This window comes from Streptomyces vulcanius, from assembly GCF_042653945.1.
GTDB lineage: Bacteria > Actinomycetota > Actinomycetes > Streptomycetales > Streptomycetaceae > Streptomyces > Streptomyces mangrovi.
Genome location: NZ_JBHSFK010000002.1, coordinates 47,380 through 73,426 on the forward strand (window position 1 = coordinate 47,380; position 26,047 = coordinate 73,426).

At 71.3% G+C, this 26,047-nt stretch carries 24 protein-coding genes; 8 read left to right on the forward strand and 16 right to left on the reverse strand.

All coding sequences use genetic code 11. The annotated features are described in order from the left end of the window. Nucleotides 1–168 precede the first annotated feature (168 nt). Nucleotides 169–1,326, reverse strand: coding sequence for an acyl-CoA dehydrogenase (locus ACFPIH_RS02435; RefSeq protein ID WP_381167631.1), 1,158 nt, complete (start codon nucleotides 1,324–1,326; stop codon nucleotides 169–171). 180 nt (nucleotides 1,327–1,506) lie between these two features. Between ACFPIH_RS02435 and ACFPIH_RS02440 the strand changes: the two genes are divergently transcribed. Then, nucleotides 1,507–2,850 carry a UDP-glucose dehydrogenase family protein gene (locus ACFPIH_RS02440; RefSeq protein WP_381167632.1) on the forward strand — a complete coding sequence of 448 codons (1,344 nt, stop codon included), beginning with the start codon at nucleotides 1,507–1,509 and terminating at the stop codon, nucleotides 2,848–2,850. A 125-nt stretch (nucleotides 2,851–2,975) separates the two neighbouring features. On the opposite strand, the gene ACFPIH_RS02445 is transcribed toward ACFPIH_RS02440, so the two are convergent. Then, nucleotides 2,976–3,482 (reverse strand): CGNR zinc finger domain-containing protein, encoded by a 507-nt coding sequence (locus ACFPIH_RS02445; RefSeq protein WP_381167634.1) that lies wholly within the window; start codon nucleotides 3,480–3,482, stop codon nucleotides 2,976–2,978. Nucleotides 3,483–3,581: 99 nt separating this feature from the next. Between ACFPIH_RS02445 and ACFPIH_RS02450 the strand changes: the two genes are divergently transcribed. Both ACFPIH_RS02450 and ACFPIH_RS02455 read left to right on the forward strand, forming a co-directional pair. Beyond that, a complete protein-coding gene (locus ACFPIH_RS02450) occupies nucleotides 3,582–3,950 on the forward strand; it encodes a VOC family protein (protein WP_381167636.1) in 369 nt (122 codons plus the stop codon). A gap of 23 nt (nucleotides 3,951–3,973) precedes the next feature. Beyond that, nucleotides 3,974–4,363 carry a VOC family protein gene (locus ACFPIH_RS02455; RefSeq protein WP_381168471.1) on the forward strand — a complete coding sequence of 130 codons (390 nt, stop codon included), beginning with the start codon at nucleotides 3,974–3,976 and terminating at the stop codon, nucleotides 4,361–4,363. Between the two features lie 4 nt (nucleotides 4,364–4,367). On the opposite strand, the gene ACFPIH_RS02460 is transcribed toward ACFPIH_RS02455, so the two are convergent. From ACFPIH_RS02460 to ACFPIH_RS02475, 4 genes are all read right to left on the reverse strand, one after another. Next, nucleotides 4,368–5,480 (reverse strand): dipeptidase, encoded by a 1,113-nt coding sequence (locus ACFPIH_RS02460; RefSeq protein WP_381167638.1) that lies wholly within the window; start codon nucleotides 5,478–5,480, stop codon nucleotides 4,368–4,370. A gap of 93 nt (nucleotides 5,481–5,573) precedes the next feature. Beyond that, nucleotides 5,574–6,752 carry a dipeptidase gene (locus tag ACFPIH_RS02465; RefSeq protein ID WP_381167640.1) on the reverse strand — a complete coding sequence of 393 codons (1,179 nt, stop codon included), beginning with the start codon at nucleotides 6,750–6,752 and terminating at the stop codon, nucleotides 5,574–5,576. A 5-nt stretch (nucleotides 6,753–6,757) separates the two neighbouring features. Then, the gene (gene purE, locus ACFPIH_RS02470) at nucleotides 6,758–7,294 is read right to left on the reverse strand and encodes a 5-(carboxyamino)imidazole ribonucleotide mutase (RefSeq protein WP_381167642.1); all 537 of its coding nucleotides are present in this window, start codon (nucleotides 7,292–7,294) and stop codon (nucleotides 6,758–6,760) included. After that, nucleotides 7,291–8,430 (reverse strand): 5-(carboxyamino)imidazole ribonucleotide synthase, encoded by a 1,140-nt coding sequence (locus ACFPIH_RS02475; protein WP_381167644.1) that lies wholly within the window; start codon nucleotides 8,428–8,430, stop codon nucleotides 7,291–7,293. Before ACFPIH_RS02475 ends, purE begins: the two co-directional genes overlap by 4 nt. 186 nt (nucleotides 8,431–8,616) lie before the next feature. On the opposite strand from ACFPIH_RS02475, the gene ACFPIH_RS02480 reads away from it, so the two are divergent. Beyond that, complete coding sequence (locus ACFPIH_RS02480) at nucleotides 8,617–9,141, forward strand: GtrA family protein (RefSeq protein WP_381167646.1); 525 nt, start codon at nucleotides 8,617–8,619, stop codon at nucleotides 9,139–9,141. A 9-nt stretch (nucleotides 9,142–9,150) separates the two neighbouring features. Here ACFPIH_RS02480 and ACFPIH_RS02485 read toward each other — a convergent pair whose 3' ends face one another. Next, nucleotides 9,151–10,425, reverse strand: a complete 1,275-nt coding sequence (locus ACFPIH_RS02485; RefSeq protein ID WP_381167648.1) for an ATP-binding protein — start codon at nucleotides 10,423–10,425, stop codon at nucleotides 9,151–9,153. Nucleotides 10,426–10,459: 34 nt separating this feature from the next. Further along, nucleotides 10,460–11,137 (reverse strand): response regulator transcription factor, encoded by a 678-nt coding sequence (locus ACFPIH_RS02490; protein WP_381167650.1) that lies wholly within the window; start codon nucleotides 11,135–11,137, stop codon nucleotides 10,460–10,462. A gap of 242 nt (nucleotides 11,138–11,379) precedes the next feature. Here ACFPIH_RS02490 and ACFPIH_RS02495 point away from each other — a divergent pair, with 242 nt between their 5' ends. Continuing rightward, a complete protein-coding gene (locus tag ACFPIH_RS02495) occupies nucleotides 11,380–12,882 on the forward strand; it encodes an oligopeptide:H+ symporter (protein WP_381167652.1) in 1,503 nt (500 codons plus the stop codon). A gap of 105 nt (nucleotides 12,883–12,987) precedes the next feature. On the opposite strand, the gene ACFPIH_RS02500 is transcribed toward ACFPIH_RS02495, so the two are convergent. The 5 genes from ACFPIH_RS02500 to ACFPIH_RS02520 form a co-directional block, all read right to left on the reverse strand. Next, nucleotides 12,988–14,244 (reverse strand): hypothetical protein, encoded by a 1,257-nt coding sequence (locus ACFPIH_RS02500; protein WP_381168473.1) that lies wholly within the window; start codon nucleotides 14,242–14,244, stop codon nucleotides 12,988–12,990. 59 nt (nucleotides 14,245–14,303) lie between these two features. Continuing rightward, nucleotides 14,304–15,455: a hypothetical protein gene (locus tag ACFPIH_RS02505; RefSeq protein ID WP_381167654.1), complete on the reverse strand. Its 1,152-nt coding sequence runs from the start codon at nucleotides 15,453–15,455 to the stop codon at nucleotides 14,304–14,306. Nucleotides 15,456–15,547: 92 nt separating this feature from the next. Next, the gene (locus ACFPIH_RS02510; RefSeq protein WP_381167656.1) at nucleotides 15,548–16,246 is read right to left on the reverse strand and encodes an LPXTG cell wall anchor domain-containing protein; all 699 of its coding nucleotides are present in this window, start codon (nucleotides 16,244–16,246) and stop codon (nucleotides 15,548–15,550) included. Between the two features lie 615 nt (nucleotides 16,247–16,861). Then, the gene (locus tag ACFPIH_RS02515; RefSeq protein WP_381167658.1) at nucleotides 16,862–17,362 is read right to left on the reverse strand and encodes an ATP-binding protein; all 501 of its coding nucleotides are present in this window, start codon (nucleotides 17,360–17,362) and stop codon (nucleotides 16,862–16,864) included. Nucleotides 17,363–17,597: 235 nt separating this feature from the next. After that, entirely contained in the window at nucleotides 17,598–17,975 is a 378-nt protein-coding gene (locus ACFPIH_RS02520; RefSeq protein WP_381167660.1) for an STAS domain-containing protein, read from the reverse strand. 303 nt (nucleotides 17,976–18,278) lie between these two features. Here ACFPIH_RS02520 and ACFPIH_RS02525 point away from each other — a divergent pair, with 303 nt between their 5' ends. The 3 genes from ACFPIH_RS02525 to ACFPIH_RS02535 all read left to right on the forward strand — a co-directional run bounded on the left by ACFPIH_RS02525 (nucleotide 18,279) and on the right by ACFPIH_RS02535 (nucleotide 22,173). After that, the gene (locus tag ACFPIH_RS02525; RefSeq protein ID WP_381167662.1) at nucleotides 18,279–19,169 is read left to right on the forward strand and encodes an RNA polymerase sigma factor SigF; all 891 of its coding nucleotides are present in this window, start codon (nucleotides 18,279–18,281) and stop codon (nucleotides 19,167–19,169) included. Between the two features lie 207 nt (nucleotides 19,170–19,376). Further along, nucleotides 19,377–20,900, forward strand: a complete 1,524-nt coding sequence (locus ACFPIH_RS02530; RefSeq protein WP_381167664.1) for a ricin-type beta-trefoil lectin domain protein — start codon at nucleotides 19,377–19,379, stop codon at nucleotides 20,898–20,900. Between the two features lie 178 nt (nucleotides 20,901–21,078). Beyond that, on the forward strand, nucleotides 21,079–22,173 hold the full coding sequence (locus ACFPIH_RS02535) for a hypothetical protein (protein WP_381167666.1): 1,095 nt from the start codon (nucleotides 21,079–21,081) through the stop codon (nucleotides 22,171–22,173). A gap of 13 nt (nucleotides 22,174–22,186) precedes the next feature. On the opposite strand, the gene hutI is transcribed toward ACFPIH_RS02535, so the two are convergent. Genes hutI through ACFPIH_RS02550 form a run of 3 tightly spaced genes read right to left on the reverse strand, consistent with a single transcriptional unit; the run spans nucleotide 22,187 to nucleotide 25,976 of the window. Further along, nucleotides 22,187–23,392 (reverse strand): imidazolonepropionase, encoded by a 1,206-nt coding sequence (gene hutI / locus ACFPIH_RS02540; RefSeq protein ID WP_381167668.1) that lies wholly within the window; start codon nucleotides 23,390–23,392, stop codon nucleotides 22,187–22,189. A gap of 35 nt (nucleotides 23,393–23,427) precedes the next feature. Continuing rightward, nucleotides 23,428–24,777, reverse strand: coding sequence for a formimidoylglutamate deiminase (locus ACFPIH_RS02545; protein ID WP_381167670.1), 1,350 nt, complete (start codon nucleotides 24,775–24,777; stop codon nucleotides 23,428–23,430). Next, the gene (locus ACFPIH_RS02550; protein ID WP_381167672.1) at nucleotides 24,774–25,976 is read right to left on the reverse strand and encodes an allantoate amidohydrolase; all 1,203 of its coding nucleotides are present in this window, start codon (nucleotides 25,974–25,976) and stop codon (nucleotides 24,774–24,776) included. Before ACFPIH_RS02550 ends, ACFPIH_RS02545 begins: the two co-directional genes overlap by 4 nt. Nucleotides 25,977–26,047 lie beyond the last annotated feature (71 nt).

The window sequence follows — 26,047 nt, forward strand, 5'->3', positions numbered from 1 at the left end:
CCGGGGGCTGTGTTGTTTGTGCAGGTCAGTGGCCGTTTTCAGCCCGGCATCTGCCCAGGATTCCCCCAGCACGACGCCCAGGAACGGTCGTGATCGGGCCGCAACGGACAGAAAGCCAAGGATGTCCTTTCGGACCCTCGAAACCACCTTTGACCTGCAAAAACCCTGCTAGGGCAGGTTCCTCGCCATCACGATCCGCTGGACTTGGTTCGTACCCTCATAAATCTGCGTGATCTTCGCGTCGCGCATCATGCGTTCGACCGGGTAGTCGCGGGTGTAGCCGTAGCCGCCGAGGAGCTGGACGGCGTCCGTGGTGACCTCCATGGCGACGTCCGAGGCGAAGCACTTGGCGGCGGCGCCCTGGAAGGTGAGGTTCTTGTCGCCGCGCTCCGAGGCGGCTGCCGCCTGGTAGGTCAGTGCGCGGGCGGCCTCGATCTTCATGGCCATGTCGGCGAGCATGAACTGGATGCCCTGGAAGTCGGCGATGGCCTTGCCGAACTGCTTGCGCTCCTTGACGTAGCCCTTGGCGTAGTCGAAGGCGCCCTGGGCGACGCCGAGGGCCTGGGCGGCGATGGTGATGCGGGTGTGGTCCAGGGTCGCCATCGCGGTGGCGAAGCCGGTGCCCTCCTCGCCGATCATGCGGTCGGCGGGGATGCGGACGTTGTCGAAGTAGACCTCGCGGGTCGGGGAGCCCTTGATGCCGAGCTTCTTCTCCGGGGCGCCGAAGGAGACGCCCGGGTCGGACTTCTCGACGACGAACGCGGAGATGCCCTTGCTGCGCTTGGTGGGGTCGGTGACCGCCATCACCGTGTAGTACTCCGAGACACCCGCGTTGGTGATCCAGCGCTTCACGCCGTTGAGGATCCAGTGGTCGCCGTCGCGGACCGCCTTGGTCTTCATGCCCGCCGCGTCCGAGCCGGCGTCCGGCTCGGAGAGGCAGTACGAGAACATCGCGTCGCCCTTGGCCAGCGGGGCCAGGTACTTCTTCTTGAGGTCCTCGGAGCCGGCCAGGATCACCGGGAGCGAGCCCAGCTTGTTCACGGCCGGGATGAGGGACGAGGAGACACAGGCACGGGCCACCTCCTCGATGACGATCACCGTGGCGAGGGCGTCCGCGCCGGCGCCGCCGTACGACTCGGGTACGTGCACCGCGTGCAGGTCGCTCGCGACCAGCGCGTCCAGGGCCTCCTGGGGGAAGCGGGCCTCCTCGTCCACGGCGGCCGCGTACGGCGCGATCTTCGCCTCGGCCAGCGAGCGGATGGCGTCGCGGAGCATGTCGTGCTCCTCGGACAGGCGGTACAGGTCGAAGTCAGCCGATCCGGCCAAGGTGACTCACGCTCCAGAAGACGCTGCGCTAATTACCGTTAAGTAACTCAAATTTTAGGGGCCAGCCCACCGGAGTGACACGTGACGTGGGCAACAGGGGAAAACTGCCCGGTGAGGGGCCCCGAAACGCCCCGACTATGCTCAGCACCGCATCCCCGCCGTACCTTCCCTGGAGCACCCATGAGCCTGAAGATCACCGTGATCGGCACCGGCTATCTCGGCGCCACGCACGCCGCGGCCATGGCCGAGCTGGGTTTCGAGGTGCTCGCCCTTGACGTCGTCAAGGAGAAGATCGAGATGCTGGAGCGCGGCGAGACCCCGATGTACGAGCCGGGCCTGGAGGAGCTGCTGCGCCGGCATGTCGCGGGGTTCGAGGGCTCCACCGGGCGGCTGCGGTTCACCCAGGACTGGGCCGAGGTCGGCGCCTTCGGCGATGTGCACTTCGTCTGTGTGAACACCCCGCAGAAGCACGGCGAGTACGCCTGCGACATGTCGTACGTCGAGTCCGCGATCGGTTCGCTGGCCGCGCATCTGACCCGGCCCGCGCTGGTCGTCGGCAAGTCGACCGTGCCGGTGGGCTCCGCCGACGGGCTGGCCCGCACGATCGCCGCGCTGGCGCCGGCCGGCGCTGACGCCGAGCTGGCCTGGAACCCGGAGTTCCTGCGGGAGGGCTTCGCCGTCCAGGACACCCTGCACCCGGACCGGATCGTGGTCGGGGTGCGCAGCGAGCGTGCGGAGCGGCTGCTGCGCGAGGTGTACGCGACGCCGCTCGGAGAGGGGACGCCGTTCGTGGTCACCGACTTCCCCACCGCCGAGCTGGTGAAGACCTCCGCGAACTCCTTCCTCGCCACCAAGATCTCCTTCATCAACGCCATGGCCGAGATGTGCGAGGCGTCCGGCGGGGACGTCGCCAAGCTGGCCGAGGCGATCGGGTACGACGACCGGATCGGGAAGAAGTTCCTGCGGGCCGGCATCGGGTTCGGCGGCGGATGCCTGCCGAAGGACATCCGCGCGTTCATGGCGCGGGCCGGCGAGCTCGGGGTCGACCAGGCGCTGACCTTCCTGCGCGAGATCGACTCCATCAACATGCGCCAGCGCGGGCAGATGGTGGAGCTGGCGCGGCAGGCGCTCGGCGGCGGGCCGTTCCTGGGCAGGCGGATCGCCGTCCTCGGCGCGACCTTCAAGCCCGACTCGGACGACGTCCGGGACTCCCCCGCGCTGAACGTCGCCGGGCAGATCCACCTCCAGGGCGGCCAGGTGACGGTGTACGACCCGAAGGGCATGGACAACGCCCGGCGGATCTTCCCCACCCTCGCGTACGCCGACTCCGCCCGCGAAGCCGTACGGGGCGCCGACGCCGTACTGCACCTGACCGAGTGGCGGGAGTTCCGGGAGCTGGACCCGGCGGCGCTCGGGGAGGTCGCGGCGGCCCGGCTGATCCTGGACGGACGCAACGCGCTCGACCCGGCGCTGTGGCGGGCGGCGGGGTGGACGTACCGGGCGATGGGCCGGCCGACCGCGTAGCCGTGTACGGGTGACGCCGGTTCGGCCGAGGCTCAGTCGGCCGAACCGGCGTCTGTCTGCATTCTGCCGCACCCGGCCGGAGTGTGCCGTGTGAACGGCCTGTGCAGTGGCTACGGCCCTGTGGTTCACGTCTCCCTGGCCCGGTAGCGGCGCATCTTCGCGCGTGCCCCGCACACCTGCATCGAGCACCAGCGGCCGCGTCCGGCCGGGCTTCGGTCGTAGTACGCCCAGTGGCAGGTGACGGCCTCGCACGCCTTCAGCCGCTGCCAGGTGCCCGCGACCAGTGCCTCGGCGACGGCGGCGGCCACCCGGGAGAGCAGCGGGCCGTCGTCGGCGGGGGCGAGGCGGGCGGAGCCGTCCAGGGAGTCGACCGCCACCAGCAGCGGAGCCGCCGCGAGCAGCTCGCCCAGCGGGGTCACCGCACGGTGCGGGGCGTGTCCGGCGTGGGCCAGCAGGGCCGCGCGCAGCGACTCGCGCAGCGCGCGGGCCGCCGGGAGCTCGTCGGCGGTGAGGCCCAGCGCCGCCCGGCCGTCCGCCGTGTCGAGCGTGTCGGCGCCCGACTCGAGGTCCAGCGTGTTGACCAGGGACTCGACCAGGGCCAGGCCTCCCGGTGCGGGCGATCGCTCACTCATGTCTTGCGACGTTACCCCCAATGCGAGAGCATGCAGTAACCGTTACTGGTTGACCGCATCTAGAGGTAACAATCATCTACAGGTAATCAGGAGGAAGTCATGACTCTCGCCGAACTGGGTGTCGTCGTCCTGGACTGCCCCGACCCGCGTGCGCTGGCCGGTTTCTACGCCGAGTTGCTGGGCGGGACCGTCGAGGCGGACGCGGAGGGCGACTGGGTGGACCTCACGACCCCCGACGACCGGGCGCTGGCCTTCCAGGCCTCCCCCGGCTTCGTGGCGCCGGAGTGGCCGCGCGCCGACCGCAACGCCCAGCAGTTCCATCTGGATCTGACCGTCGCGGACCTGGACGCGGCCGAGAAGGGCGTACTGGCGCTGGGCGCGAAGCCGCTGGACACGGACGACCGCTCCCGCGGGTGGCGTGTGTACGCCGACCCGGCGGGGCACCCGTTCTGTCTCTGCGCCTGCTGACTCAGGAGGATCCCGTGCCGCCCGTGGTCACCTTCCGTTCCGTCGTGCTCGACTGTCCCGACCCGCGCGCGCTCGCCGAGTTCTACGCGCTCCTCCTGGGCGGCACGCCCGAGGCCGAGGACGGCGGGGAGGACTGGTACGTCCTGCGGGTTCCCGCGGGTCCCCGGATCGCGTTCCAGCAGGTCGAGGGGTACACCCCATCGGAGTGGCCGCGCGCCGACCGCAACCCCCAGCAGTTCCATCTCGACCTCGACGCCGGCGCCACCTGGGCGGAGGTCGACGCGGCGCACGAGCGGGTGCTGGCGCTCGGGGCACGCCCGCTGGACCTGGAGGACCGGGAGAAGAAGGACTTCCAGGTGTACGCCGATCCGGCGGGGCATCCGTTCTGCCTGTGCCGGGTCGAGCGCGGCTGAGGGGCTATCCGTCGAGGTCGGCGATCTTCGCCGTCGACGGCTGGCTGCGGTCCTGTGCCGCGCGGGCCGCGAAGTCCGCGCCGCGCAGGACGCGCTGTACGTTTCCCCAGGTCAGCATGGCCAGGTCGGTTTCCGGCCAGCCTCGGCGGAGCAGCTCGGCCACGAGGTGCGGGTAGCCGGAGGGGTCGGCGAGACCCTGCGGATGGGCGGTGCCGGAGTCGTAGGTGCCGGAGAGGCCCACGCATTCGGGGCCGGCGACGGCACGTACGTGGTCGAGGTGGTCGGCGACGTCCCGGACGCCCGGGCCGGTCTGCTCGGCGGCCAGCGGCACCATGCACAGCCCCTTGGCCGCGCCCAGCCGGGCGAGCAGTCCGTCGGACAGGTTGTCGGGGTGCGGGCACAGGGCGCGGGCGGCGGAGCGGGTGCACAGGACCGGCGTCCTGGAGAGCGTGAGGGCGCGGCCGATGGTGGCGTCGGAGGCGCCCGAGAGGTCGGCGATCACACCGAGCCGGTTCATCTCCCGCACGACCTCCTCGCCGAACCGGGTCAGCCCCGCCTCGCTCGCCCAGGAGGTCCCGGCCAGGGTGAGGACGCGCAGGCCGAGGGAGCGCAGGACGCGCAGGATGCCGAGGGAGTCGTCGAGGGCGGCGGCGCCGGCCGGGCCCAGGACGACGGCGACCCGGCCGCAGTTGCGGGCGTCGAGCACCTGGCCCGCGGTGAGGGCCGGCCGCAGCCCCTCCGGGTGGGTCTCGACGACCGAGCGGGCGAGGTCCAGCTGTTCCAGTGTCGCGCCGAGGGCCGGGCCGTCGGTCGGGTGCAGGGCGCAGAACAGGGCGCCGACATGGCCCTCGCGCAGCCGGGGCAGATCGGTGTCGACGGCGCTCTCGCCGAGCTGGAGGTCGTACCGGGGCAGGTGCCGCAGCGCCCGGGGCAGCCCGCTGTGGCCGTCGGCGACGGGGTGGGCGGCGAGGAGGGCACGGGCCCGGGCCGGGAGATCGTCCCCCTCCCCCGTGGCAGTCGGCTCGGGGGCGGAGTCGGGGACGTACGGAGTGGCGAAGAGGTGCGGCAGTTCGCTGGCCGACGGGGGGTCGTGCAGTTCGTCCTGGAGGTCGGCCATGGCGGTCTCCGTGTGTCGGTCGGCAGTACGCCAACCGTCGCACGGAGACCGGAACGCGTCCTGGTGGGCGGGGCGTTCGGGGGTACGTCCGGCTCAGCCGTCGAGGGAGTCGATCGTCGCGTTGGACGGCCGCCGACTCGCCCGGAGGTCGCGGGAGACGTCCTCCGCCGCGCCGAGCACCCGGACCGCGTTCTGCCAGGTCAGCTTGGCGAGGTCGGGGCGGGACCAGCCGCGGTCGAGGAGTTCGGCGATCAGGTTGGGGTAGCCGGAGACGTCGTTCAGGCCGTCGGGGAGGAACGGGGTGCCGTCGTAGTCGCCGCCGACGCCCAGGTGGTCGATGCCCGCCACCTCGCGCATGTGGTCCAGGTGGTCGGCGACGGTCGCGACCGTGGCGACCGGACGCGGGACACGCTCCTCGAAGGCGCGGTGGATCTTCATCGCGTCGGGGGTGGTGTCCAGCGGGTGGTAGCCGTGGGCGCGCATGTTGTCGTCCGCCACGACCGCCCAGTCGACCGCCGCCTGGAGCACGAACTTCGGTACGAACGTCGCCATCGCGACGCCGCCGTTCGCGGGCAGCCGCTCCAGGACGTCGTCCGGGATGTTGCGGGGGTGGTCGCAGACCGCGCGGGCGGAGGAGTGCGAGAAGATCACCGGCGCGGTGGAGGCGTCGAGGGCGTCCCGCATCGTCGTGGCGGCGACGTGCGAGAGGTCGACCAGCATGCCCAGCCGGTTCATCTCGCGCACGACCTCGCGGCCGAACGCGGTGAGACCGCCGGCCTTCGGCTCGTCGGTCGCGGAGTCCGCCCAGTCCACGTTGTCGTTGTGGGTGAGGGTGAGGTACCGGACGCCGAGCGCGTACAGACCGCGCAGGGTGCCCAGCGAGTTGGCGATGGAGTGGCCGCCCTCGGCGCCCATGAGCGAGGCGATACGGCCCTCCGCCCGCGCGGCCTCCATGTCGGCGGCGGTGAGGGCCGCCCTGAGCTGCCGCGGGTTGCGGTCGATCAGCTGCCGTACGCAGTCGATCTGCTCCAGGGTCGAGGGCACCGCGTCCGGCAGGTCCGAGCGCACGAACACCGACCAGTACTGCGCCCCGACACCGCCCTCGCGCAGGCGGGGGATGTCGGTGTGCAGGTGCGCGTCCTGGCGTACGGCGATGTCGCGGGCGTCGAGGTCGTAGTGGACCTGTGCCCGCAGCGCCCACGGCAGGTCGTTGTGGCCGTCGACGACGGGGAACTCGGCGAGGAGTTCCCGGGCTGCTTCGGATGAGCTCAAGGCCGTCACTTCCCGAAGCCGAAGCCGACATTGCCGCCCTCGACCTTGGCGCGCAGCCGTCTGCCCTTCTCGGTGGCCTGGTCGTTGAGGTCCTGCTGGAACTCGCGCATCCGGGCGAGGAGGTCCTCGTCGTGGGTGGCGAGGATGCGGGCGGCGAGCAGTCCGGCGTTGCGGGCGCCGCCGACCGAGACCGTGGCGACAGGCACACCGGCCGGCATCTGCACGATGGACAGGAGGCTGTCCATGCCGTCCAGGTACTTCAGCGGCACGGGCACGCCGATGACCGGCAGCGGGGTGACCGACGCGAGCATGCCGGGGAGGTGCGCGGCACCGCCGGCGCCCGCGATGACCGCCTTGAGACCGCGCTCGGCGGCCTGCTCGCCGTACGCGATCATCTCGCGGGGCATGCGGTGCGCGGAGACGACGTCGACCTCGTACGCGATCTCGAACTCGTCGAGAGCCTGGGCGGCGGCCTCCATGACGGGCCAGTCGCTGTCCGAACCCATGACGATGCCTACGACGGGTCCTGCAACGGGGCTCATTCGGTGATCGTGCCTCTCAGGTAGCCGGCTGCGTGACGCGCGCGTTCCAGCACGTCGTCCAGGTCGTCGCCGTAGGTGTTGACGTGGCCCACCTTGCGGCCGGGCTTCACGTCCTTGCCGTACATGTGGATCTTGAGCTGGGGGTCGCGGGCCATGCAGTGCAGATACGCGGTGTACATGTCCGGGAAGTCGCCGCCGAGGACGTTCACCATGACGGTCCACTTCGCGCGGGGGCGGGGGTCGCCGAGGGGGAGGTCCAGGACCGCGCGGACGTGGTTGGCGAACTGGGAGGTGATCGCGCCGTCCTGGGTCCAGTGGCCGGAGTTGTGGGGGCGCATCGCCAGTTCGTTGACGAGGACGCGGCCGTCGCGGGTCTGGAACAGCTCGACGGCGAGGTGGCCGACGACGTCCAGCTCCTTCGCGATGCGCAGGGCCATCTCCTCGGCGTGCAGCGCGAGGGCCGGGTCGAGGCCGGGGGCGGGCGCGACGACGGTGTCGCAGACGCCGCCCACCTGCTGGGACTCCACCACCGGGTAGGCGACGGCCTGGCCGTGCGGGGACCGTACGACGTTGGCGGCGAGCTCGCGGACGTAGTCGACCTTCTCCTCCGCGAGGACGGGGACGCCCGCGCGGAAGGGGTCGGCGGCCTCCTCGGCGGTCTCGACGACCCACACGCCCTTGCCGTCGTAGCCACCGCGGACGGTCTTCAGGACGACGGGGAAGCCGTCGCCCTCCGCGGCGAAGCGGACCACGTCCGTCGGGTCGCTCACGATGCGGTGCCGTGGGCAGGGCACCCCGATCGCGTCGAGCTTCGCGCGCATCACGCCCTTGTCCTGGGCGTGCACGAGCGCCGCCGGGCCGGGGCGGACGGGGATGCCGTCCGCCTCCAGGGCCCTGAGGTGCTCGGTGGGTACGTGTTCGTGATCGAAGGTGATCACGTCACAGCCCCGTGCGAACGCGCGCAGCGTCTCCAGGTCGCGGTAGTCGCCGACGACGACATCGCTGACGACCTGTGCCGCGGAATCCTGCGGGGTGTCACTGAGGAGCTTGAACCTGATGCCGAGCGGGATGCCCGCCTCGTGTGTCATACGAGCGAGCTGACCCCCGCCGACCATGCCGACTACCGGGAACGTCACGCCCCCAGGGTATCGGCCGCGGCGGTGGGAGTTCTTACCCGCCGTTTGCCCTGTTCTTCCTGACCTGTTTCCGACCTGTGAAGCCCGACCACAGGAAACCGACAAGAGTGATGGTTAGCATGGCTGGGTTGACGAAAGCCAGAGCGCGACCGTGACACCAAGACCCGGACGGGGGCCTGTACGACCATGGCACATGGTTCCTCGGGACAGGGACGGCTACGACGCGTGACCCGCGAGCTGGCCAAGTTCGGCGCCGTGGGAGGCGCGGGGCTGCTGGTCAACCTCGGCGTGTTCAACCTCGTGCGGCACCTCACCGATCTGCCGGTGGTGCGCGCGAGTGTCGTCGCCACCGTCGTGTCGATCGTGTTCAACTACGTCGGGTTCCGCTACTTCACCTACCGTGACCGCGACAAGAGCGGGCGCACCAAGGAACTGACGCTGTTCCTGCTGTTCAGCGCGGTGGGGCTGGTGATCGAGAACGGGTTGCTGTTCGCGGCGACGTACGGGTTCGGGTGGGACAGCCCACTGCAGAGCAACGTGTTCAAGTTCTTCGGCATCGGGGTCGCGACCCTGTTCCGCTTCTGGTCCTACCGGACGTGGGTGTTCCGGGCGCTGCCTGCGAAAGAGGCCGTGGCCAGCGCGGAGTCCTTCCTGGCGGAGGAGTCGCTGATCACGGGACAGACCCGGAAGGGACGCCAGCGGGTGGGATGAGCCCCTGGCTCATCTGACCGTCGGCTCGTCGCTCGTCCCGGAGCGTTTCTGGGGGGCCGTGCGGGAGAGGAACAGGCCGAAGATCGGGGGCTGGGCCTGGAGCATCTCCAGGCGGCCGCCGTCGGCCTCCGCGAGGTCGCGGGCGACGGCGAGGCCGATGCCCGTGGAGTTGCGGCCGCTGATCGCGCGCTCGAAGATACGGGCGCCCAGGTCGGCCGGGACGCCGGGTCCCTCGTCGGTGACCTCGACGACCGCCTGGTTGCCGGTGACACGGGTGCGCAGGGCGACCGTGCCGCCGCCGTGCATGAGGGAGTTCTCGATCAGGGCGGCCAGGACCTGCGCGACCGCCCCGGGCGTGCCGACCGCGCGCAGATGGCGTTTGCCGGAGCTGACGATGGCCCGCCCGACCCCGCGGTAGGCCGGGCGCCACTCGGCGAGCTGCTGCTGGATGACCTCGTCGAGGTCGAAGGAGACGGCGGAGCCGGTGCGCGGGTCCCGGGCGTTGGTGAGAAGGCGTTCGACGACGTCCGTGAGGCGTTCCACCTGGGTGAGGGCGATCATCGCCTCGTCCTTCACGGTGTCCGGGTCGTCGGTGAGGGTGATCTCCTCCAGGCGCATGGAGAGCGCGGTGAGGGGGGTGCGGAGCTGGTGGGAGGCGTCGGCGGCCAGGCGCCGCTCGGCGGTGAGCATACGGGCGATGCGTTCGGCCGAGGAGTCCAGCACGTCGGCGACCCGGTCCAGCTCCGGGACGCCGTACCGCTTGTGACGGGGGCGGGGATCGCCCGAGCCGAGGCGTTCGGCGGTCTCCGCGAGGTCGGTGAGCGGGGAGGCCAGCTTGTTGGCCTGGCGGATGGCCAGCAGGACCGCCGCCACGACGGCGAGAAGCGCCACCAGGCCGATGATCAGCAGGGTGCGTCCGACCTCACGGGTGATCGTGGAGCGCGGCTCCTCGACCCGTACGGTCTCGCCGCCCTCCCCCTTCTCCTCGGCGTGGATGACGTCACCCGTGGGCCGCGTGCCGATCTCGATCGGGGGCCGGCCGGGGATGCGGATCACGGCGTAACGGTCCTGGGTGACCTGGTCGCGCAGGATCTCCGCGTTGACGTCCTCCGAGCCGAGCAGCCGGCTGTCCACGATCCCGACGAGCCGCACCGCCTCGGAGTCCACCACCTCCTGGGCGCTGCTGCTGATCGTCCGGCTCTCGACGATGACGAGAGAGACGCCGAACACGGCGATGACGACCAGCACGACCGCGAGCGTGGACTGAATGAGACGGCGACGCAAAGGAGCCCTCCGGGCAGTGACTTCCGGCTACCGCTCAGCTCTTCTCGAAGCGGAAGCCGACGCCCCGCACGGTGGCGATGTAGCGCGGGTTCGCCGCGTCGTCGCCGAGCTTCTTGCGCAGCCAGGAGATGTGCATGTCGAGGGTCTTGGTGGAGGACCACCAGGTCGTGTCCCAGACCTCGCGCATCAGCTGGTCGCGCGTGACGACCCGCCCCGCGTCCCGGACGAGGACCCGCAGGAGGTCGAACTCCTTCGCCGTCAGCTGGAGTTCCTCCTCGCCCATCCACGCGCGGTGCGACTCGACGTCGATGCGCACCCCGTGGGTGGCCGGCGGCTGCGCGGGTTCGGTGGCGCCGCGCCGCAGCAGGGCCCGGACCCGGGCGAGCAGTTCGGCGAGGCGGAAGGGCTTGGTGACGTAGTCGTCGGCGCCCGCGTCCAGACCGACGACGGTGTCCACCTCGTCGGCGCGCGCGGTCAGGATCAGGATGGGCACGGCGTGGCCCTCGGCGCGCAGCCGGCGGGCGACCTCGAGGCCGTCCATGCCGGGCAGGCCGAGGTCCAGCACGACCAGGTCGATGCCGCCCTGCATTCCGGCGTCCAGCGCGGTCGGTCCGTCCTCACGCACCTCGACCTCGTACCCTTCCCGGCGCAGTGCGCGGGCCAGCGGCTCCGAGATGGACGCATCGTCCTCGGCGAGCAGTACACGGGTCATGAGCTGATGGTAGTCCGCGCGGGGCAAGGGCCGAAGTGTGATCGACGCCGCTGTTTCTTACTCGGGGACATGACGGACACATGATGAGCAATCCGAAGGTCCGAGATGACAGGATGGTACGGACCTTCGAAACATCGACACAGCTCCTTGATCACCTGTGATTCGAGTCTCAAGTCCTTCCATTCCCGGCAGTCTGCCGTCGTATGGTGAAACGCCCCCCACCAAACAAGGAACGAACGATCATGGCGTCCAGCCAGACGAAGGGCTCGGCCCGCCCGGGTACCCCCGACTCCGGTTCCGAGAGGACCTTCTTCGGCCACCCCCGCGGACTGGCCACTCTCTTCATGACCGAGATGTGGGAGCGATTCTCCTACTACGGCATGAAGGCCCTGCTCCCGCTGTACCTGGTGGCACCGGGCGGCCTGCACATGAGCGCGGCCTCCGCGACCGCGGTCTACTCGGTGTACCTGTCCCTCGTGTACCTGCTCGCCCTGCCCGGCGGCTGGTTCGCGGACCGCGTCCTCGGCCCCCGCAGGACGGTCGGCGTGGCCGGCGCGGTCATCATGCTCGGCCACCTCACCCTGGCCCTGCCGAACGCCGGCACCTTCTACGCCGGTCTCGGCCTGGTCGCCATCGGCTCCGGCCTGCTGAAGGCCAACATCTCCACGATGGTCGGCCACCTCTACCAGGGCCCGGACGACCCGCGCCGCGACGGCGGCTTCACCGTCTTCTACATCGGCATCAACCTCGGCGCGTTCGCCGCCCCGCTGGTCATCGGCACCGTCGGCGAGAACGTCGACTGGCACCTCGGCTTCGCGCTCGCCGCGCTCGGCATGGCGCTGGGCCTGGCCCAGTTCCTGCTCGGCAGCCGTCATCTCAGCTCCCGCTCGGACGTCGTACCTACCCCGATGACCGCCGCCGAGAAGACCGCCACGCTGCGCAGGGCCGGTCTGTGGGCCGCCGTCGCCGCCGTCTTCTACGCGGTCGTCGGCTTCTCCGGCCACTACACCCTGAACTGGCTGCTGGTCCCGATCACCGTCGCGGGGCTGGTCATCCCCGTCATGGTCATCGCCCGTATCAAGCGGGACAAGGACCTCGACCGCGCCGAGCAGTCGAAGATGTCCGCGTACATCTGGTTCTTCGTCGCCGCGGCCGTGTTCTGGATGATCTACGACCAGGGCGGCTCGACCGTGTCCCTGTTCGCCGACTCCTCGGCCGACAACACGGTCTTCGGCTGGGAGTTCCCGGTCTCCTGGTACCAGTCGGTCAACCCGGTCATGATCATGGCGCTGGCGCCGGTCTTCGCCTGGGCGTGGCTGGCCCTCGCCCGGCGCGGCAGGGAACCGGGCACCGCGACGAAGTTCGCTATGGGCCTGGTGCTCGTCGGCGCGTCCTTCTTCCTCTTCCTCGCCCCGCTGGCGATCGCCGACGGCGGTCACAAGGCCGCCGCGATGTGGCTGGTCGGCATCTACTTCGTCCAGACGGTCGGTGAGCTGACGCTGTCCCCGGTGGGTCTGTCCGTGACCACCAAGATGGCGCCCGCGAAGTACGCCTCCCAGATGATGGGCGTCTGGTTCCTGGCCGTCACCGCCGGTGACGCCACCACCGGCCTGCTCTCCATCGCCGGCGTCGACCTCGACAAGACGGGCATCGTGGCCCTCCAGGCCGTCCTCGCCGTCGTCGCGGGCGCGGCGGTGTGGATGTACCGCAAGCGGGTCAGGGAGCTCATGGGCGACGTGCGCTGACGTCCCCGTCGGATGTGCGGGAGGGCCACCGCGGCCTGCGTCGCGGTGGCCCTCCGGCGCTTACGGTCCCGCAGACGTCAGCCGGCGTCCACGGTCCCGGGCGCGTCAGCGCAGATGCCGCCGTCCCGGCATGAACGTGAACACCGCGCCGCCCAGCAGGATCGCCGTGCCGGCCACCAGGCCCAGCGCCTTCAGGGTGCCGTGGTCGCCGCTGCCGGTCTCGGCGAGGCCGCCGCTGGTCGTCGTACTCCCGCCCGAGGACGCCGAGCCGCTGCCGCCGGACGCACCGCTCGCCTGTTCCTCCGTGTCCAGAGTCAGGGAGACGACCGAGCTGTCCGGCGTGCAGATGGTGGTCGTGCCCATGGCCTCGATCGTGAGGACGCCCGGGGAGAGCGTGGCCTCGCCGGTCGCACCCGGCTTGTAGGTGCCGGTGAGGTCCGGGATCTCGATCGGGTCGTTCTGCGGGATCGGCTCGGAGTTCAGCCGTCCCTCCACCTTCACCGAGCCCGTGTCCGCGCCGCCGAGCACGACTTGCATGGTCGGCTTCACCATGCCCGCCGGGATGTCGATCGGGCTGTCCATCACCGACTTCTTGAACTTCACGGTGAGGTCGTAACTCCCGCCGTCCTTCTTGGCGTTGATCTGGATCGGCGAGGTCGCCTTCTTCACCCCGAGGGGTGTGTCGCAGGTGTAGGGGATGTCGACGATCTTGCCGGTGAAGTCGGTCTGACCGCCGTCGTCACCGGTCCCGGTGGCCGTCGGGCTGGGCGTCGTACTGGCCGACGGGGTCTGGCTCCCGGAGGGGGTCGCGCTCGGGGTGGTGCTGCCGGACGGGCTGGACGAGCCGCTCGAACCCCCGCCCCCCGCCGTCACCGTGATGGTCACCGCCGGCTGGACGGTCTCCGTCGGCGCGCACTTGGTGTCCGTCATCAGCGCGTTGACGACGTACGCGTCCGGCGTCAGCGTCACCTGCCCCGCCGTCGTCAGTTTCAGTGTGCCCTTCATGTCGGACAGCACCATCGGGTCGCCCTTGGGGATCGCCGGGTTCTCACGCGGGCCTTTCATCGCGATGTCCGCGGTCTGCGCGCCGGCGGCCTTGAGGGTGCCGGACGGCTCGACCGAGTCCGGGGGCAGGTCGATGATGTCGGGGTTCTTCGACGCGGCCTGGGTGAACTTCCAGACGACCTCGACGGTGTCGCCGACCTTCGCCGTGGCCGGCGCGGTGATGTCGGCCTTCGTGGTCCCCTCGATATCGGGCAGCCCGATGCCCTCCGGCGGAATGCACTTGGTGGCGTACGACACCTCGGCGGCCTGGGCCTGCCCGGCGGTCACGCCGAGCAGGGCGGCGGCGCCGGCGAACAGGACGGCGGCGCCCGCCGCTGCCGCTCGGCGTCGGTGGCCGAGGGGTACGGCTCTCTCACTCACATGGTTCCCTTCCTGCCGGGAGTCGTCGGACTCGTCGTCGGACTCGTCGTCGGACTGGTCGTGGGACCCGTCTGACCCGTCGTTTGACCCTGCGGATCCGTCGGATGTGTCGGATGTGTCGGACGGTCGTCGTGCGGTGCGGAGAGCCGACCTGCCGCCGCGGCGCCCGGAGCGGTGCCCGGGGCGAACCACGGCAGGGTCGAGGTCGAGGTGGGGGTGAGGGCGGAGGCGGAGGCGATGTTGGTGGCCGGTCGCCGGGTGGCCCGTGACGGCCTTGACGGCCCTGGTGGGCGTACGCGGTCCACGATCGCCATCCCGATCCGGAACAGCGCCGCCGGCACCACCAGGCAGAGCAGGAACCAGAACAGGGTCACGCCCCAGGGGCGGCCGACGTCCCAGGACCGGTCGGCGATGACCTTCCCGTCGTACTTCAGGGAGACGGTGTAGTCGCCGTGGGCGCCGGCGGAGAGTTCGACGGGCAGTTCGACGCGGGCCTTCTTGCCGGGGCCGATCGTGCCGCGCCACTGCCGCTCGTCCCACTCCGGGGCGAACACACCGTGCGCGGGCCCCACCTGGAAGACCGGGTCCTTCACGGTGGCGGTGCCGGGGTTGCCGACGGTGAGGACCAGTTTCCGGGTGGGCGGGGCGCCGAACCAGGTGAGCAGTCCGCTGGAGCCCTGCAACCGGGTGGCGGTGAGCACGGTGAGCCGTCCCTTGCCGGTCTCGGCGGGCAACGGCTCGATCGCGTGGCCCGCCACCTCGAACACCGCGTCCGCCTGCTTCTTCGCGCCGGTCGCGGTGGCCACGTGTACCACGCACGGGCACGGATCGGGCGGTTCGGCGACGGGGAGACGGCGGCTGAAGTGTCCGTCGGCGTCGGTGGTGACGGCGCGGCCGTCGGCGTTGGCGCAGGAGTTGGTGCCGCCGACGAGGCCCCGGGCGGGGGTCGCCCGGCCGCAGACCAGCAGCATCAACAGGGTGCGGGCCGGCCAGTTATTGCCGCTGACGGTGACCGAGTCGCCGGTCCCCGCCTGGGAGGTGGAGAGGGTGACGGCCGGTCCGGCCGCGGCGGAGGCGGTGCCGGCCAGGGGCCAGGGCAGCAGGAGCAGGGCGAGCAGCAGGGCCGCGACCCGGATTCTGCCGTTCACGTCACCGCTCCCTTCGGCTGGGGTGTCGTGTGCGATGTCGTCGTACGACGTTCAGGGCGCCGACGGCTTACCGGCGGACGGGCGGGGTGAGTTCAGCGGGGCTGACTGCCACGGCGGGTCAGCCACAGCGTGCCCGCCGCGCCCACGAGGAGCACGGTGCCGCCGAGGGTGCCGAGGGCGATGGCGTTGTCCTCGGGCCCGGTCTGCGGAAGCTGCCCACCGGAGTCGGTGGACCCGCTGGATCCGCCGGACCCACTGGACCCTCCGGAGCCGCCCGAGGCCGCCGTCACGTCGAGGGTGAGGGACGGGCCGGGGTTGTTGGTCGGCGTGCAGGTGGTGGTCGTACCCATGACCTTGATGGTGAGCACGCCGGGCGTGAAAGTGACCTTGCCGGTCTTCTTGGGCGTGTAGGTGCCGCTCAGGTCGTTGATCTTGATGGGCGTGTTTCTGGGGATCGCGGCCTGGTTGGCCGAACCGGTGACGTTCAGCGTGCCGCTGTCGGCGCCGCCGAGCTTGATGGTGGCGCTCGGGTTCATCGAGCCCTTGCCGAGTTCGGCCGGGCTCGATGAGACACCTTTCTGCCAGGACATGGTGATCTTGTAACCGCTGCCGCTCTTGACGCCCTTGATCTCGATGGGCGAGACGGCGCTCTTGAATCCGATGGGCGTATCGCAGCGGTAGTTGACGTCGACGACATCGGCCGTGGCCAGGGGGGCGGCCATCCAGACCGCCGCCGAGCCGGCCAGGGCCGCGGCAGCCACCAGTGCGGCGTTTCGCTTCCGGTTCGACACGGTCCCCTCATTCCTGGCAATAACTGACGAGGCATCAGATCGAGCCGTCAAGGTACGCCGGGCACGATGAGGAGGGAAGAGAAGCCACACGCCGGAGTTGTGACGATCCGACGGGGGAGATGGGGGGACGGCCCGGGGGGCGGGGGGACCCCGCCGGGCGGGGCGAGGACGAGAACGGGATCGGGCCGACGCGCGACGGTACCGATCAGGCCACCACCCGCAGCCGGGCGGACCAGAACCGCGCGCAACAGTCCCGAGAACCCCCGTCAGGCCCACGCGCAGCGGCGGGGCGCGGGCCGAGGCCGACGCAAGACGGCCCGGCTCAGACGGACGCGCAAACGATCCCGATCAGGCCGACACACAGCAACTGCCCCCGGGACCGACAACTTGGGGGGCTCGGGCCGACCTAAGGGGTTGGGCTCGGGCCGACGTAGGACGGCAGACCGCAGGCCGACGTAAAAGTGGCCGGGCTCTGGCCGACGTAAAAGCGCCCGGACGCGGGCCGAACTAAAGCCGTCCGACGTGGGACGGCGTGAAGCAGACGGGCCCGGGACGGCGTAAAGCAGACGGGCTCGGGCAAAGCGGCACGGTGGAAGGGAACCCTCGCTGGGCCGGTCAGGCGGGGGCGCTCAGTTCGGCCCAGACTGTTTTGCCCGTGACGCCCGGGGTGCGAAGGACGCCCCAGTCCAGGCAGAGGCGCTGGACGATGAACATGCCGTGGCCGCCGGGACGGCCCGCGCGGTGCGGGGTGCGGGGCGCCGGCTGGCCGGTGCCGCGGTCGGAGACCTCGACCCGGATGACCTTCCGGTCGCAGCCGATGACCATGCGTTCGGGCCCGCCGGCATGCAGACACGCGTTGGTGACCAGCTCGGACACGACGAGCAGCACATCCTCGGCCGCCGCCCGCCGGTCGGCGGCCGCGGCCGGCAGCCAGCCCCACGCGTACAGCGCCTGGCGGGCGAAGTCGCGGGCGAGCGGAACGACCCCGCTCGCGCCCTCGAAGCTCAGGCCGCGGACCTGACGCCCCTCCGACGCCTCGGAAGCGCCGCCACTCTCCGGCTCCGGGTCCTGGTCAGGACCGCGGTCGCCCGGCGAATAGGGCCGGGTGGTGCTCATCAGCGCTTCACCTCACCGATCCACCGATTCATCGCTTCGCCGATCCGCCGATTGGCCAATCACCGAAATCACCGAATCAACGGTTAATAATTCAACAGTCACTTCGATACGTCGTCGACAGCGGGTCCGTGGCCGGGATTGCCTCCGACATGTTCCGGCGTCTTCAGGTTCAGGATGTCTCCTGCCCGACGGAAGCCGTGGAACACCCCCTCGTTGACCCCGACCGGCGTCCGTGTCAGCCGTCCTCGGGTGTGAGTGCCGCGTCAAGGGTGTCGTGGACGGTGAACACCGCCTCCGCGCCGGTGATCTCGAAGACCCGCGCCACCACGGGCAGCATGCCCGCGAGATGCACGCCGCCGCCGGCCGCCTCCGCCTTCAGCCGGGCGCCGAGGAGGACGTTCAGCCCGGTCGAGTCACAGAACTCCAGCCGCGAGCAGTCCACGACGAGCCTGTTGAACCCCCTGGACAGGCACTCCTCGAGTGGCTCACGCAACAGATCGGCGGTGTGGTGGTCCAACTCACCCGCCGGAATCACGACAGCACTGGAGCCCGATTCCCGCACCTCGACCAGAAGCCGGCCCGACTGTGCGCTGCCGACCGTCCCGCGGTCCATGCGTCTCTACTCCCAGGGTCGCCCACTGTTTGCTGACGTGCTCACCGAAGCCGCTCACTGAAAACTCTTCACCGAACCGCTCGCTGACGCCCTCGAACACTACGCCTTCGTCACGTGCCCCAACACCCGAACAATCGCCCGCAAACGGACATAACCGAACAAAAAACACTTGCGATCGGCTCGGTAAAGCAGGTAGGGCTAGTACTGACCACGCAACCGACCACGGCCGGCTTTGGAGGCGCCGCACACCGTAGTGCGCTCACTGGCTTCGGCAGCCATATGCCGAGAACGATGGAGGACATCATGTCACCCCGGCTCGACGCATCGCATACCCCTTCGGCGACGTCGGCACCCCCACCGGAACAGGAACATCTGGATCCCATCACGGATCTCGCGGAACTCCCCGAGATCCCGCCGTACGACGAGATCGGCGCCGTCGACGCACGGGCCCTCTCCAAGACCCTGTTCGCGCGGCTGGAGTCCCTCGAAGAAGGCACGCACGACTACTCGTACGTCCGCAACACGCTCGTCGAACTCAACCTCGCCCTGGTCAAGTTCGCCGCCTCCCGTTTCCGCTCGCGCAGCGAGCCGATGGAGGACATCATCCAGGTCGGCACGATCGGCCTGATCAAGGCGATCGACCGCTTCGAACTGTCGCGCGGCGTCGAGTTCCCCACCTTCGCGATGCCAACCATCGTCGGCGAGATCAAGCGCTTCTTCCGCGACACCTCGTGGTCCGTCCGGGTCCCGCGCCGCCTCCAGGAGCTGCGGCTCGACCTGGCCAAGGCGGGCGACGAACTCGCGCAGAAGCTCGACCGCGCCCCCACCGTCGCGGAACTCGCCGAGCGCCTCGGCCTCACCAACGACGAGGTCGTCGAGGGCATGGCGGCCTCGAACGCGTACACCGCCTCCTCCCTGGACGCACAGCCCGAGGAGGACGACTCGGAGGGCGCCCTCGCCGACCGCATCGGCTACGAGGACCACGGCATCGAAGGCATCGAGTACGTCGAGTCGTTGAAGCCGATGATCGCCGAACTGCCGTCCCGCGAACGCCAGATCCTCTCCCTCCGCTTCGTCGCGGGCCTGACCCAGTCGGAGATCGGCGAGGAACTGGGCATCTCCCAGATGCATGTCTCACGGCTGCTGTCGCGCACCCTGACGCAGCTTCGGAAGGGGCTGACGGTCGAGGAGTAAGGACCGCCCTCACATACCGTCCGCAAGGACCGCCTGCCTGCGGGGGTGCCTGCGGGAAGCCTCACTCAAGGCTCCCCGCAGGCACCCCCGCAGTCGTCCCCGCAGCCACCCTTACCCTCGGAAACCTCCCCACGCCGCCCCTCTCGCCACTAGGGTCACCCACACCTCAGACTGACCAGTACGTCAGCAACGGCGAGGAGGCGGATCGTGGTCCGTGCCGACGAACAGGGCGTGTCCACCGGTGAACCCGGCGGTTCCGACGCCCGTCTGACCGAGCTGCTGCGGGGCGCCCCCGCCACGGCGTACCCGGCGCTGCGCGCGCTGCGGCTGCGCCACGAGCCCGCCGTCCTGGCCTACGCCCGCCTGTGCACGACGAGCGAGTCGGCCGCGCGCCGCCTCGCCGCGGAGGCGTTCACCCTCGCGACCCGGGAAACGGCCCGCGGCAGCGAGCCTGGCGGCGCCTGGCGCCACCAACTCCTGCTCCAGGCAGGCCGGTTGGCCGCCGACTGGGCCACGGACGACCGGGCCGGCGGCCTCGACGCCTCCCTGCTCCTGGTCCTCAACACGGCACCGGCAGCGGGCGGCCCGGTCCCTCCCCTGCTGGACGCCTTCCGCGCCCTCCCCTCCCGTTCCCAGGGCCTGATCTGGTACGGCGTGGTCGAGCGCGAGACCCCGGAGGCAACGGCCGTACTCCTCGCCCTGACCCCCGACGACGTCCGGTACGGCATCCCCGCCGCCCTCCACGCCCTCGCCCAGAGCTGTCTGCGGCTGCGCCTCGCGGCCTCCGACGACCCGCGTTGCGCGGACTTCCGCCGGCTGATCGAGGAAGCGGTACGGCCCGAGGGCGCACGGCGCAGCCCCGACCTGGAGGCCCACCGGGCACACTGCCCGCACTGCGCGACGGCGTACGAGGAGCAGCGCGCCCTGCGCGACACCCCTCGCCCGGCCCTGGCGGAGGGTCTGCTGCCCTGGGGTGGCACGGCGTACGTCCGGGAGGACCGCGACCCGACGCCGCCGCCCGCCGCGACGGCGGCGCGTCGGCCGCCGTACCGCCGGCCCGGTCTCGTCCTGCTGGCAGGGGTCGCCCTCGTCCCGCTGCTGGCCCTGCTGACGTGGCCCTCCGGTGACTCCTCCGACTCGAAGAACTCGGCGGGCGCGGCGGTCACGTCCGCGCCGAGCGCCCCCCAGGTGACGGTCACGGCCACGGTTGCGGCCCCCACTCCTTCCCCGGGTTCGCCCTCCCCGACCCCGAGTGCCTCTCCGTCCCGCACCGGCGCATCCCCGACGCCGACCCCGAGTCCGACCCCGAAACCGTCTCCGACGCTCCCGCCCGGCGCGGCGTACGCCCAGGTGGTGAACGCCGCCACGGGCCGCTGCCTGGACGTGGCCGGCGACCTCGACAACGGCACGGACGTGGTGACGGTGCCGTGCTCGTCGTCACCGAGTCAGCGATGGCGGGTGGACGCGGCGCGCGGAGTGCTCCAGTCGTCCGCCGATCCCGACTACTGCCTGGACAGCCGGGGGGACGTGGACAAGGGCGTCGGCGTCTGGGAGTGCGACTCGGTGGACGGCGGCCACGGGGACAACCTGAAGTTCACGGTGGACTCCGACGGGACCGTACGGCCGACGATCGCCATCCTGTCGGGCCTGACCGCGGCGTCCGGCGGCGGGGTGTCGCTGGACCTCCTGGACGGGGACGCGGACCAACGGTGGCGAGCGGGCGCGAGCTGACCCTTCCGTTCCCTTTATGTTCCATCCTGTTCGATTTCGTCCCGTTTGACTCCGTTCTGTTTGATTCCGTTCTGTTCCGGCGTACCGGAAAAACGTGTTGGCCGTCCGCCGCCCGGCCGCGAAAATGCCCGTGTCCCGAACGGGGTGGGACCAGGCAGGACAGGGCGGGGGAGGGCGTATGGCCGTGTTCGCGTGCGTGCGCTGTGGTGCCCCGCTGACCGTGCCCGTGTCGCAGGTCGCGCTTCCCGCGCACGCCCATCAGACGTACGGGCATGTCCTGCTCCCTCCGCTCATGGAGCCGGGGACGTACGCCGTCGACCCCGAGCCCTCGGGGCCGCCGTGGCGGCCGTGGAGCGACGTCGGGGAGGCCGAGGCGGAGGCCCGGGGCGTGTTCGCGCGGTCTTCCCGGTACCTCTCCTTCGGCGCGCCGGGAGCGATCGCCCTGGCCCCCGGTGACACGTATGGCATGGCCCTGATCCCGGACCGGCTGAACGGCTACTGCCTCGGCCTGGACCGGTCGGACGGCCCCAACCTGGCGTGTACCGGTTGCGGTCACGCGGTCGCGACCCGGGTCGACGACTGTTCCCTCTGGCAGGCGGTGTGGCTCGCCCCGGACGCCGTACGGCGGCTTCCCTGCGACGGTCCGCAGCCCCGGACGGCCGACTGGGACACCCTGGTGCGCGAGCGGCGCGGTACACCGCCGGTCGAGCAGCTCGGTGACTGGAACCCGAAGTGGGAGGCGGCGGCCGGAATGGCACTGGCCCGTCTGCTGGCGGCCGCCGGTGGCGCTCACCCCGTCGCCGTCCCCGACGGTCTTCTCACGGACGTCTTCGGACGCACCCTCGCCGTCCTCCTGCCGCCGGGACCGTCGGTGAAGACGCTCGCCCTGGCCGGACCGGGGCTTGCCGACCCCGACCCTGCCCCTGACTCCCTCCCCCGCATATCCCTGGTTCCGCTCCATCCGCAGACGGGCGAGGCATGGCGGCCACCGTCCTCGTCGGGCACCGGAGTCGGCGCCGCCGTGCCGCTGGCCGCCGACGTCTGGATGTATCTCGCCTTCGGGCGCGAGCAGGTGCCGCCGATCCCCGTGACGGGTGGCATGCCCGACGGTGTCCTGCGCGACGATCCGCTGCCCCTGCGCCCGCTGCGGCTGTTCTGGCCCGACCGGTACGTGTTCCTCGACACGCTGGCCCGGCTGCCCGCCGTCCGCGGGCCGTGGCTGCGCGAGATCTTCGACCGTGTGAACGCCAGGGGGTTCAGCCACCCGTGCTGAGGGCCGAGCCCGGTCAGAGCTCCCGTACGCCCCGCCGCCACACGCCCGAGACGAGCGGTACGCCCGGGCGGTAGGCCAGGTGGACGTGGCTGGGGGCGTCGAGGAGGGTCAGGTCGGCGTACGCGCCGGGGGTGAGGCGGCCGATGTCCGTGCGGCGCAGGGCCGCCGCCCCGCCCGCCGTCGCCGACCACACCGCCTCGTCCGGGGTCATGCCCATGTCGCGGACGGCGAGGGCGACGCAGAAGGGGACGGAGGAGGTGAAGGAGGAGCCCGGGTTGCAGTCCGTGGAGAGGGCGACGGTGACGCCCGCGTCGAGGAGGCGGCGGGCGTCCGGCCAGGCGGCGCGGGTGGAGAACTCGGCGCCGGGGAGGAGGGTGGCGACGGTGTCGCTGTTGGCCAGCGCGTCCACGTCGGCGTCGGTGAGGTGGGTGCAGTGGTCGGCGCTGGCCGCGTCCAGCTCGACCGCCAGTTGCACACCGGGGCCGTGGGAGAGCTGGTTGGCGTGGATGCGGGGGTGCAGGCCCTTCGCCCGGCCGGCGGTGAGGATCGCGCGGGCCTGGTCGCCGTCGAAGGCGCCCTTCTCGCAGAAGACGTCGATCCAACGGGCGTACGGGGCGCAGGCGTCGAGCATCTCGCCGGTGACCAGGGCCACGTAGGCGGCCGGGTCGTCGGCGAAGTCGGGGGAGACGATGTGGGCGCCGAGGTAGGTGACCTCGTCGGTGTGGGCGGCGGCCAGGCGCAGGGCGCGGGACTCGTCGGCGACGGTCAGGCCGTAGCCGGACTTGGTCTCGATGGTCGTGGTGCCCTGGTGGAGGGCCTCGGTCAGATAACGGACGAGGTTCGCCTCCAGTTCCCCGTCGCTCGCGGCCCGGGTGGCGGCCACGGTCGTGCGGATGCCGCCCGCCGTGTAGCCGCGGCCCGACATCCGGGCGTTGAACTCCTCCGTGCGGTCGCCCGCGAAGACGAGGTGGGAGTGGGAGTCCACGAAGCCGGGGAGGGCCGCCCGGCCGCCGGCGTCGACCCGATTGTCAGTGGCGGGTGCTTTGCTTGAGTCACCGGTCCACACGACGCGGTCGCCTTCGATGACGACGGCAGCGTCCCGGACCAGACCGAGAGGGGAACCGTCACCGAGGGAGGGGTCGTTGGTGACCAGCGTGGCGATGTTGGTGATGACAGTGCTCGTACTGCCGGTGCTCGTGCTGCCGGTGCTGCTGCTCATCGTGTCCTCGTGGGTGGCGCGGGCGGGCGGGGTGGTCAGGCGCGCAGATCCGCCACGGCCCGCGCGAGGGCCTGCGGCACATCCGGTACGAGCGTGTGGGCCCCGTCGCGTACGACGTGCCGGCCCGCGACGACCGTATGCCGTACGTCCGCCGCGGTCGCCGCGAATACGGCCGTCTCGGCGCCGAGCCTGGGCAGCGGGCCCGCTGTCCTGACGGAGTCGAGGGCGATCGTCGTGAAGTCGGCGGGCGCGCCGGTCTCCAGGGTGCCCGCGTCCGGGCGGCCGAGGGCCGCGTGGCCGTCGGCGGAGGCGGCGCGCAGCAGGGCGGCCGCCGTCCAGTGACCGCGGGTGCGGGTGCGCAGGCGCTCGTTCAGCTCCATCGCGCGTGCCTCTTCGAGCAGGTCGATGACGGCGTGGCTGTCGGAGCCGAGGGAGAGCGGGGAGCCCCCGGACTGGAGGGCGACCGCCGGGCCGATGCCGTCGGCGAGGTCGCGTTCGGTCGTCGGGCACATGCAGGTGCCGGTGCCCGAGCCGCCGAGCAACGCGATGTCCTCACCGGTGAGGTGGGTGTTGTGGACGCCGGTGGTGCGCGGGCCGAGCACTCCGTGGTCGGCGAGGAGCCGGGTGGGGCTGCACCCGTGAGCCCTGCGGCAGGCGTCGTTCTCCGCCGTCTGCTCGGAGAGATGGACGTGCAGCGGCGCCCTGTGCTCCTCGGCCCAGCGCGCCACGGTCGCCAACTGGTCGGCGGGCACGGCCCGTACCGAGTGGATGGCGGCCCCGATCCGTGCGTGATCCCGTTCCTTGAGAAGTGAACAGCGTTCGGCCCAGGCGTCCGCGCTGCCGTCGGAGAAGCGGCGCTGGTGGGTGTTGGGGGGCTGTCCGAAGCCGGCGGAAAGGTAGACGGTGTCGAGGAGGGTGATACGGATACCGGCTTCGGCGGCGGCCTCGATGAGGGCCTCGCCCATCGCGTTGGGGTCGGCGTAGGGCGTGCCGTCGTGGGCGTGGTGGACGTAGTGGAACTCCCCCACGGCCGTGATGCCGGCCAGGGCCATCTCGGCGTACACCGCGCGCGCCAGGGCGTGGTAGGTGTCGGGGGTGAGCCGGTCCGCGAAGGAGTACATGACCTCGCGCCAGGTCCAGAAGGTGCCGGAGCCGACCTGGACGGTGCCGCGCAGGGCTCGGTGGAAGGCGTGGCTGTGGGCGTTCGCCAGGCCGGGGAGGGTGAGGCCGCGCAGGATCTCGGTGCCGGGCGGCGGGGAGTCGACGCCCGTCCGGACAGCGGTGATGCGGCCGTCGGCGACCTCCAGGGCGACGCCCGGTTCGACGTTGGTGTCGAGCCAGGCGTGCTCCAGCCAGTAGGTCCGCGTCCGCTGTGTGGAGGTCACGGGCAGGCCAGTCCTTCCAGTACGTCGGCGAGGGCGTGCACTCCGGCCACGCAGTCGTCCTCGGCGGCGAACTCGGCCGGGGAGTGCGAGACGCCCGTGGGGTTGCGCACGAACAGCATGGCGGTCGGGATGCGCCCGGAGAGAATCCCGGCGTCGTGTCCGGCGCCGGTGCCCAGGACGGGGACGTTCAGTTCCGTGTCCTTGCCCAGGATGCGGGCGAGTTCGTCGCGCAGGGTGTGGTCGAACTCGACGACCGGGGTGAAGGACTCGCGGACCACGTCGAGGTCGATGCCGTGCGCCTCGGCGTATGCGCGGGCCGCCGTCTCGATACCGTCGACGACGGTGTCGAGGGTGGCCTGGTCCTCGGCGCGGGAGTCGAGCCAGCCGCGCACCAGGGAGGGGATGGCGTTGACGCCGTTCGGCTCGACGGAGATCTTGCCGAAGGTGGCGACGGCGCCCGCGAGTTCGGCCTCGCGGCGGGCGGCGAGGACGGTCTCGGCGTAGGACAGCATGGGGTCCCGCCGGTCGACGAGCCGGGTCGTGCCCGCGTGGTTGGCCTCGCCCCGGAAGTCGAACCGCCAGCGGCCGTGCGGCCAGATGGCGCTGGCGATACCGACCCGGTCACCGGAGAGATCCAGGGCCCGCCCCTGCTCGACGTGCAGCTCGACGAAGGCGCCGATGCGGGCCAGCCGCTCCGGGTCGGGTCCGATGGCGTCGGGGTCGTAACCGGCCGCCTCCATGGCGCGCGGCAGCGTCACCCCGTCGCCGTCGGTCAGCTTGTGCGCCTGCTCGACGGTGAGCTGTCCGGCGGTGAGCCGGGAGCCGACACAGGCGAGCCCGAAGCGGGCGCCTTCCTCGTCCCCGAAGTTGACGAGCGCGAGGGGCTTGCCGAACTGCACGCCTCTGGCGCGCAGTTCGTCAAGGGCGGCGAAGGACGACACGACACCCAGAGGGCCGTCGAAGGCGCCCCCGTCCGGCACGGAGTCGAGATGCGACCCGGTGACGACGGCGTCCCCGGCAGCGGGATCCCCGAGCCAGGCCCACTGGTTCCCGTTCCGGTCGACCTCATAGGCCAGCCCGCGCGCTTCGGCCTGCTCCCGGAACCAGGCCCGACAGTCGACATCGGCCGCCGTCCAGGCATAGCGCCGGTAGCCCCGGGACCCTGCGTGCCGCCCGATGGGAAGCAACTCCCGCCACATCGCATGGAACGAGCCGCCGGCCGAGACAGGCTGTGGGCAGTCGTTCCGCAGGGCGATGGGGGTCCCCCCGG

Coding starts and splice junctions, on each gene's coding strand:
- ACFPIH_RS02550 (WP_381167672.1), bottom strand. CDS start 25,976: ATGTGGCGGGAGTTGCTTCCCATCGGGCGGCACGCAGGGTCCCGGGGC.
- purE (WP_381167642.1), bottom strand. CDS start 7,294: ATGAGCCCCGTTGCAGGACCCGTCGTAGGCATCGTCATGGGTTCGGAC.
- ACFPIH_RS02535 (WP_381167666.1), top strand. CDS start 21,079: ATGGCCGTGTTCGCGTGCGTGCGCTGTGGTGCCCCGCTGACCGTGCCC.
- ACFPIH_RS02450 (WP_381167636.1), top strand. CDS start 3,582: ATGACTCTCGCCGAACTGGGTGTCGTCGTCCTGGACTGCCCCGACCCG.
- ACFPIH_RS02515 (WP_381167658.1), bottom strand. CDS start 17,362: ATGAGCACCACCCGGCCCTATTCGCCGGGCGACCGCGGTCCTGACCAG.
- hutI (WP_381167668.1), bottom strand. CDS start 23,392: ATGAGCAGCAGCACCGGCAGCACGAGCACCGGCAGTACGAGCACTGTC.
- ACFPIH_RS02525 (WP_381167662.1), top strand. CDS start 18,279: ATGTCACCCCGGCTCGACGCATCGCATACCCCTTCGGCGACGTCGGCA.
- ACFPIH_RS02495 (WP_381167652.1), top strand. CDS start 11,380: ATGGCGTCCAGCCAGACGAAGGGCTCGGCCCGCCCGGGTACCCCCGAC.
- ACFPIH_RS02445 (WP_381167634.1), bottom strand. CDS start 3,482: ATGAGTGAGCGATCGCCCGCACCGGGAGGCCTGGCCCTGGTCGAGTCC.
- ACFPIH_RS02460 (WP_381167638.1), bottom strand. CDS start 5,480: ATGGCCGACCTCCAGGACGAACTGCACGACCCCCCGTCGGCCAGCGAA.
- ACFPIH_RS02520 (WP_381167660.1), bottom strand. CDS start 17,975: ATGGACCGCGGGACGGTCGGCAGCGCACAGTCGGGCCGGCTTCTGGTC.
- ACFPIH_RS02440 (WP_381167632.1), top strand. CDS start 1,507: ATGAGCCTGAAGATCACCGTGATCGGCACCGGCTATCTCGGCGCCACG.
- ACFPIH_RS02480 (WP_381167646.1), top strand. CDS start 8,617: ATGGCACATGGTTCCTCGGGACAGGGACGGCTACGACGCGTGACCCGC.
- ACFPIH_RS02490 (WP_381167650.1), bottom strand. CDS start 11,137: ATGACCCGTGTACTGCTCGCCGAGGACGATGCGTCCATCTCGGAGCCG.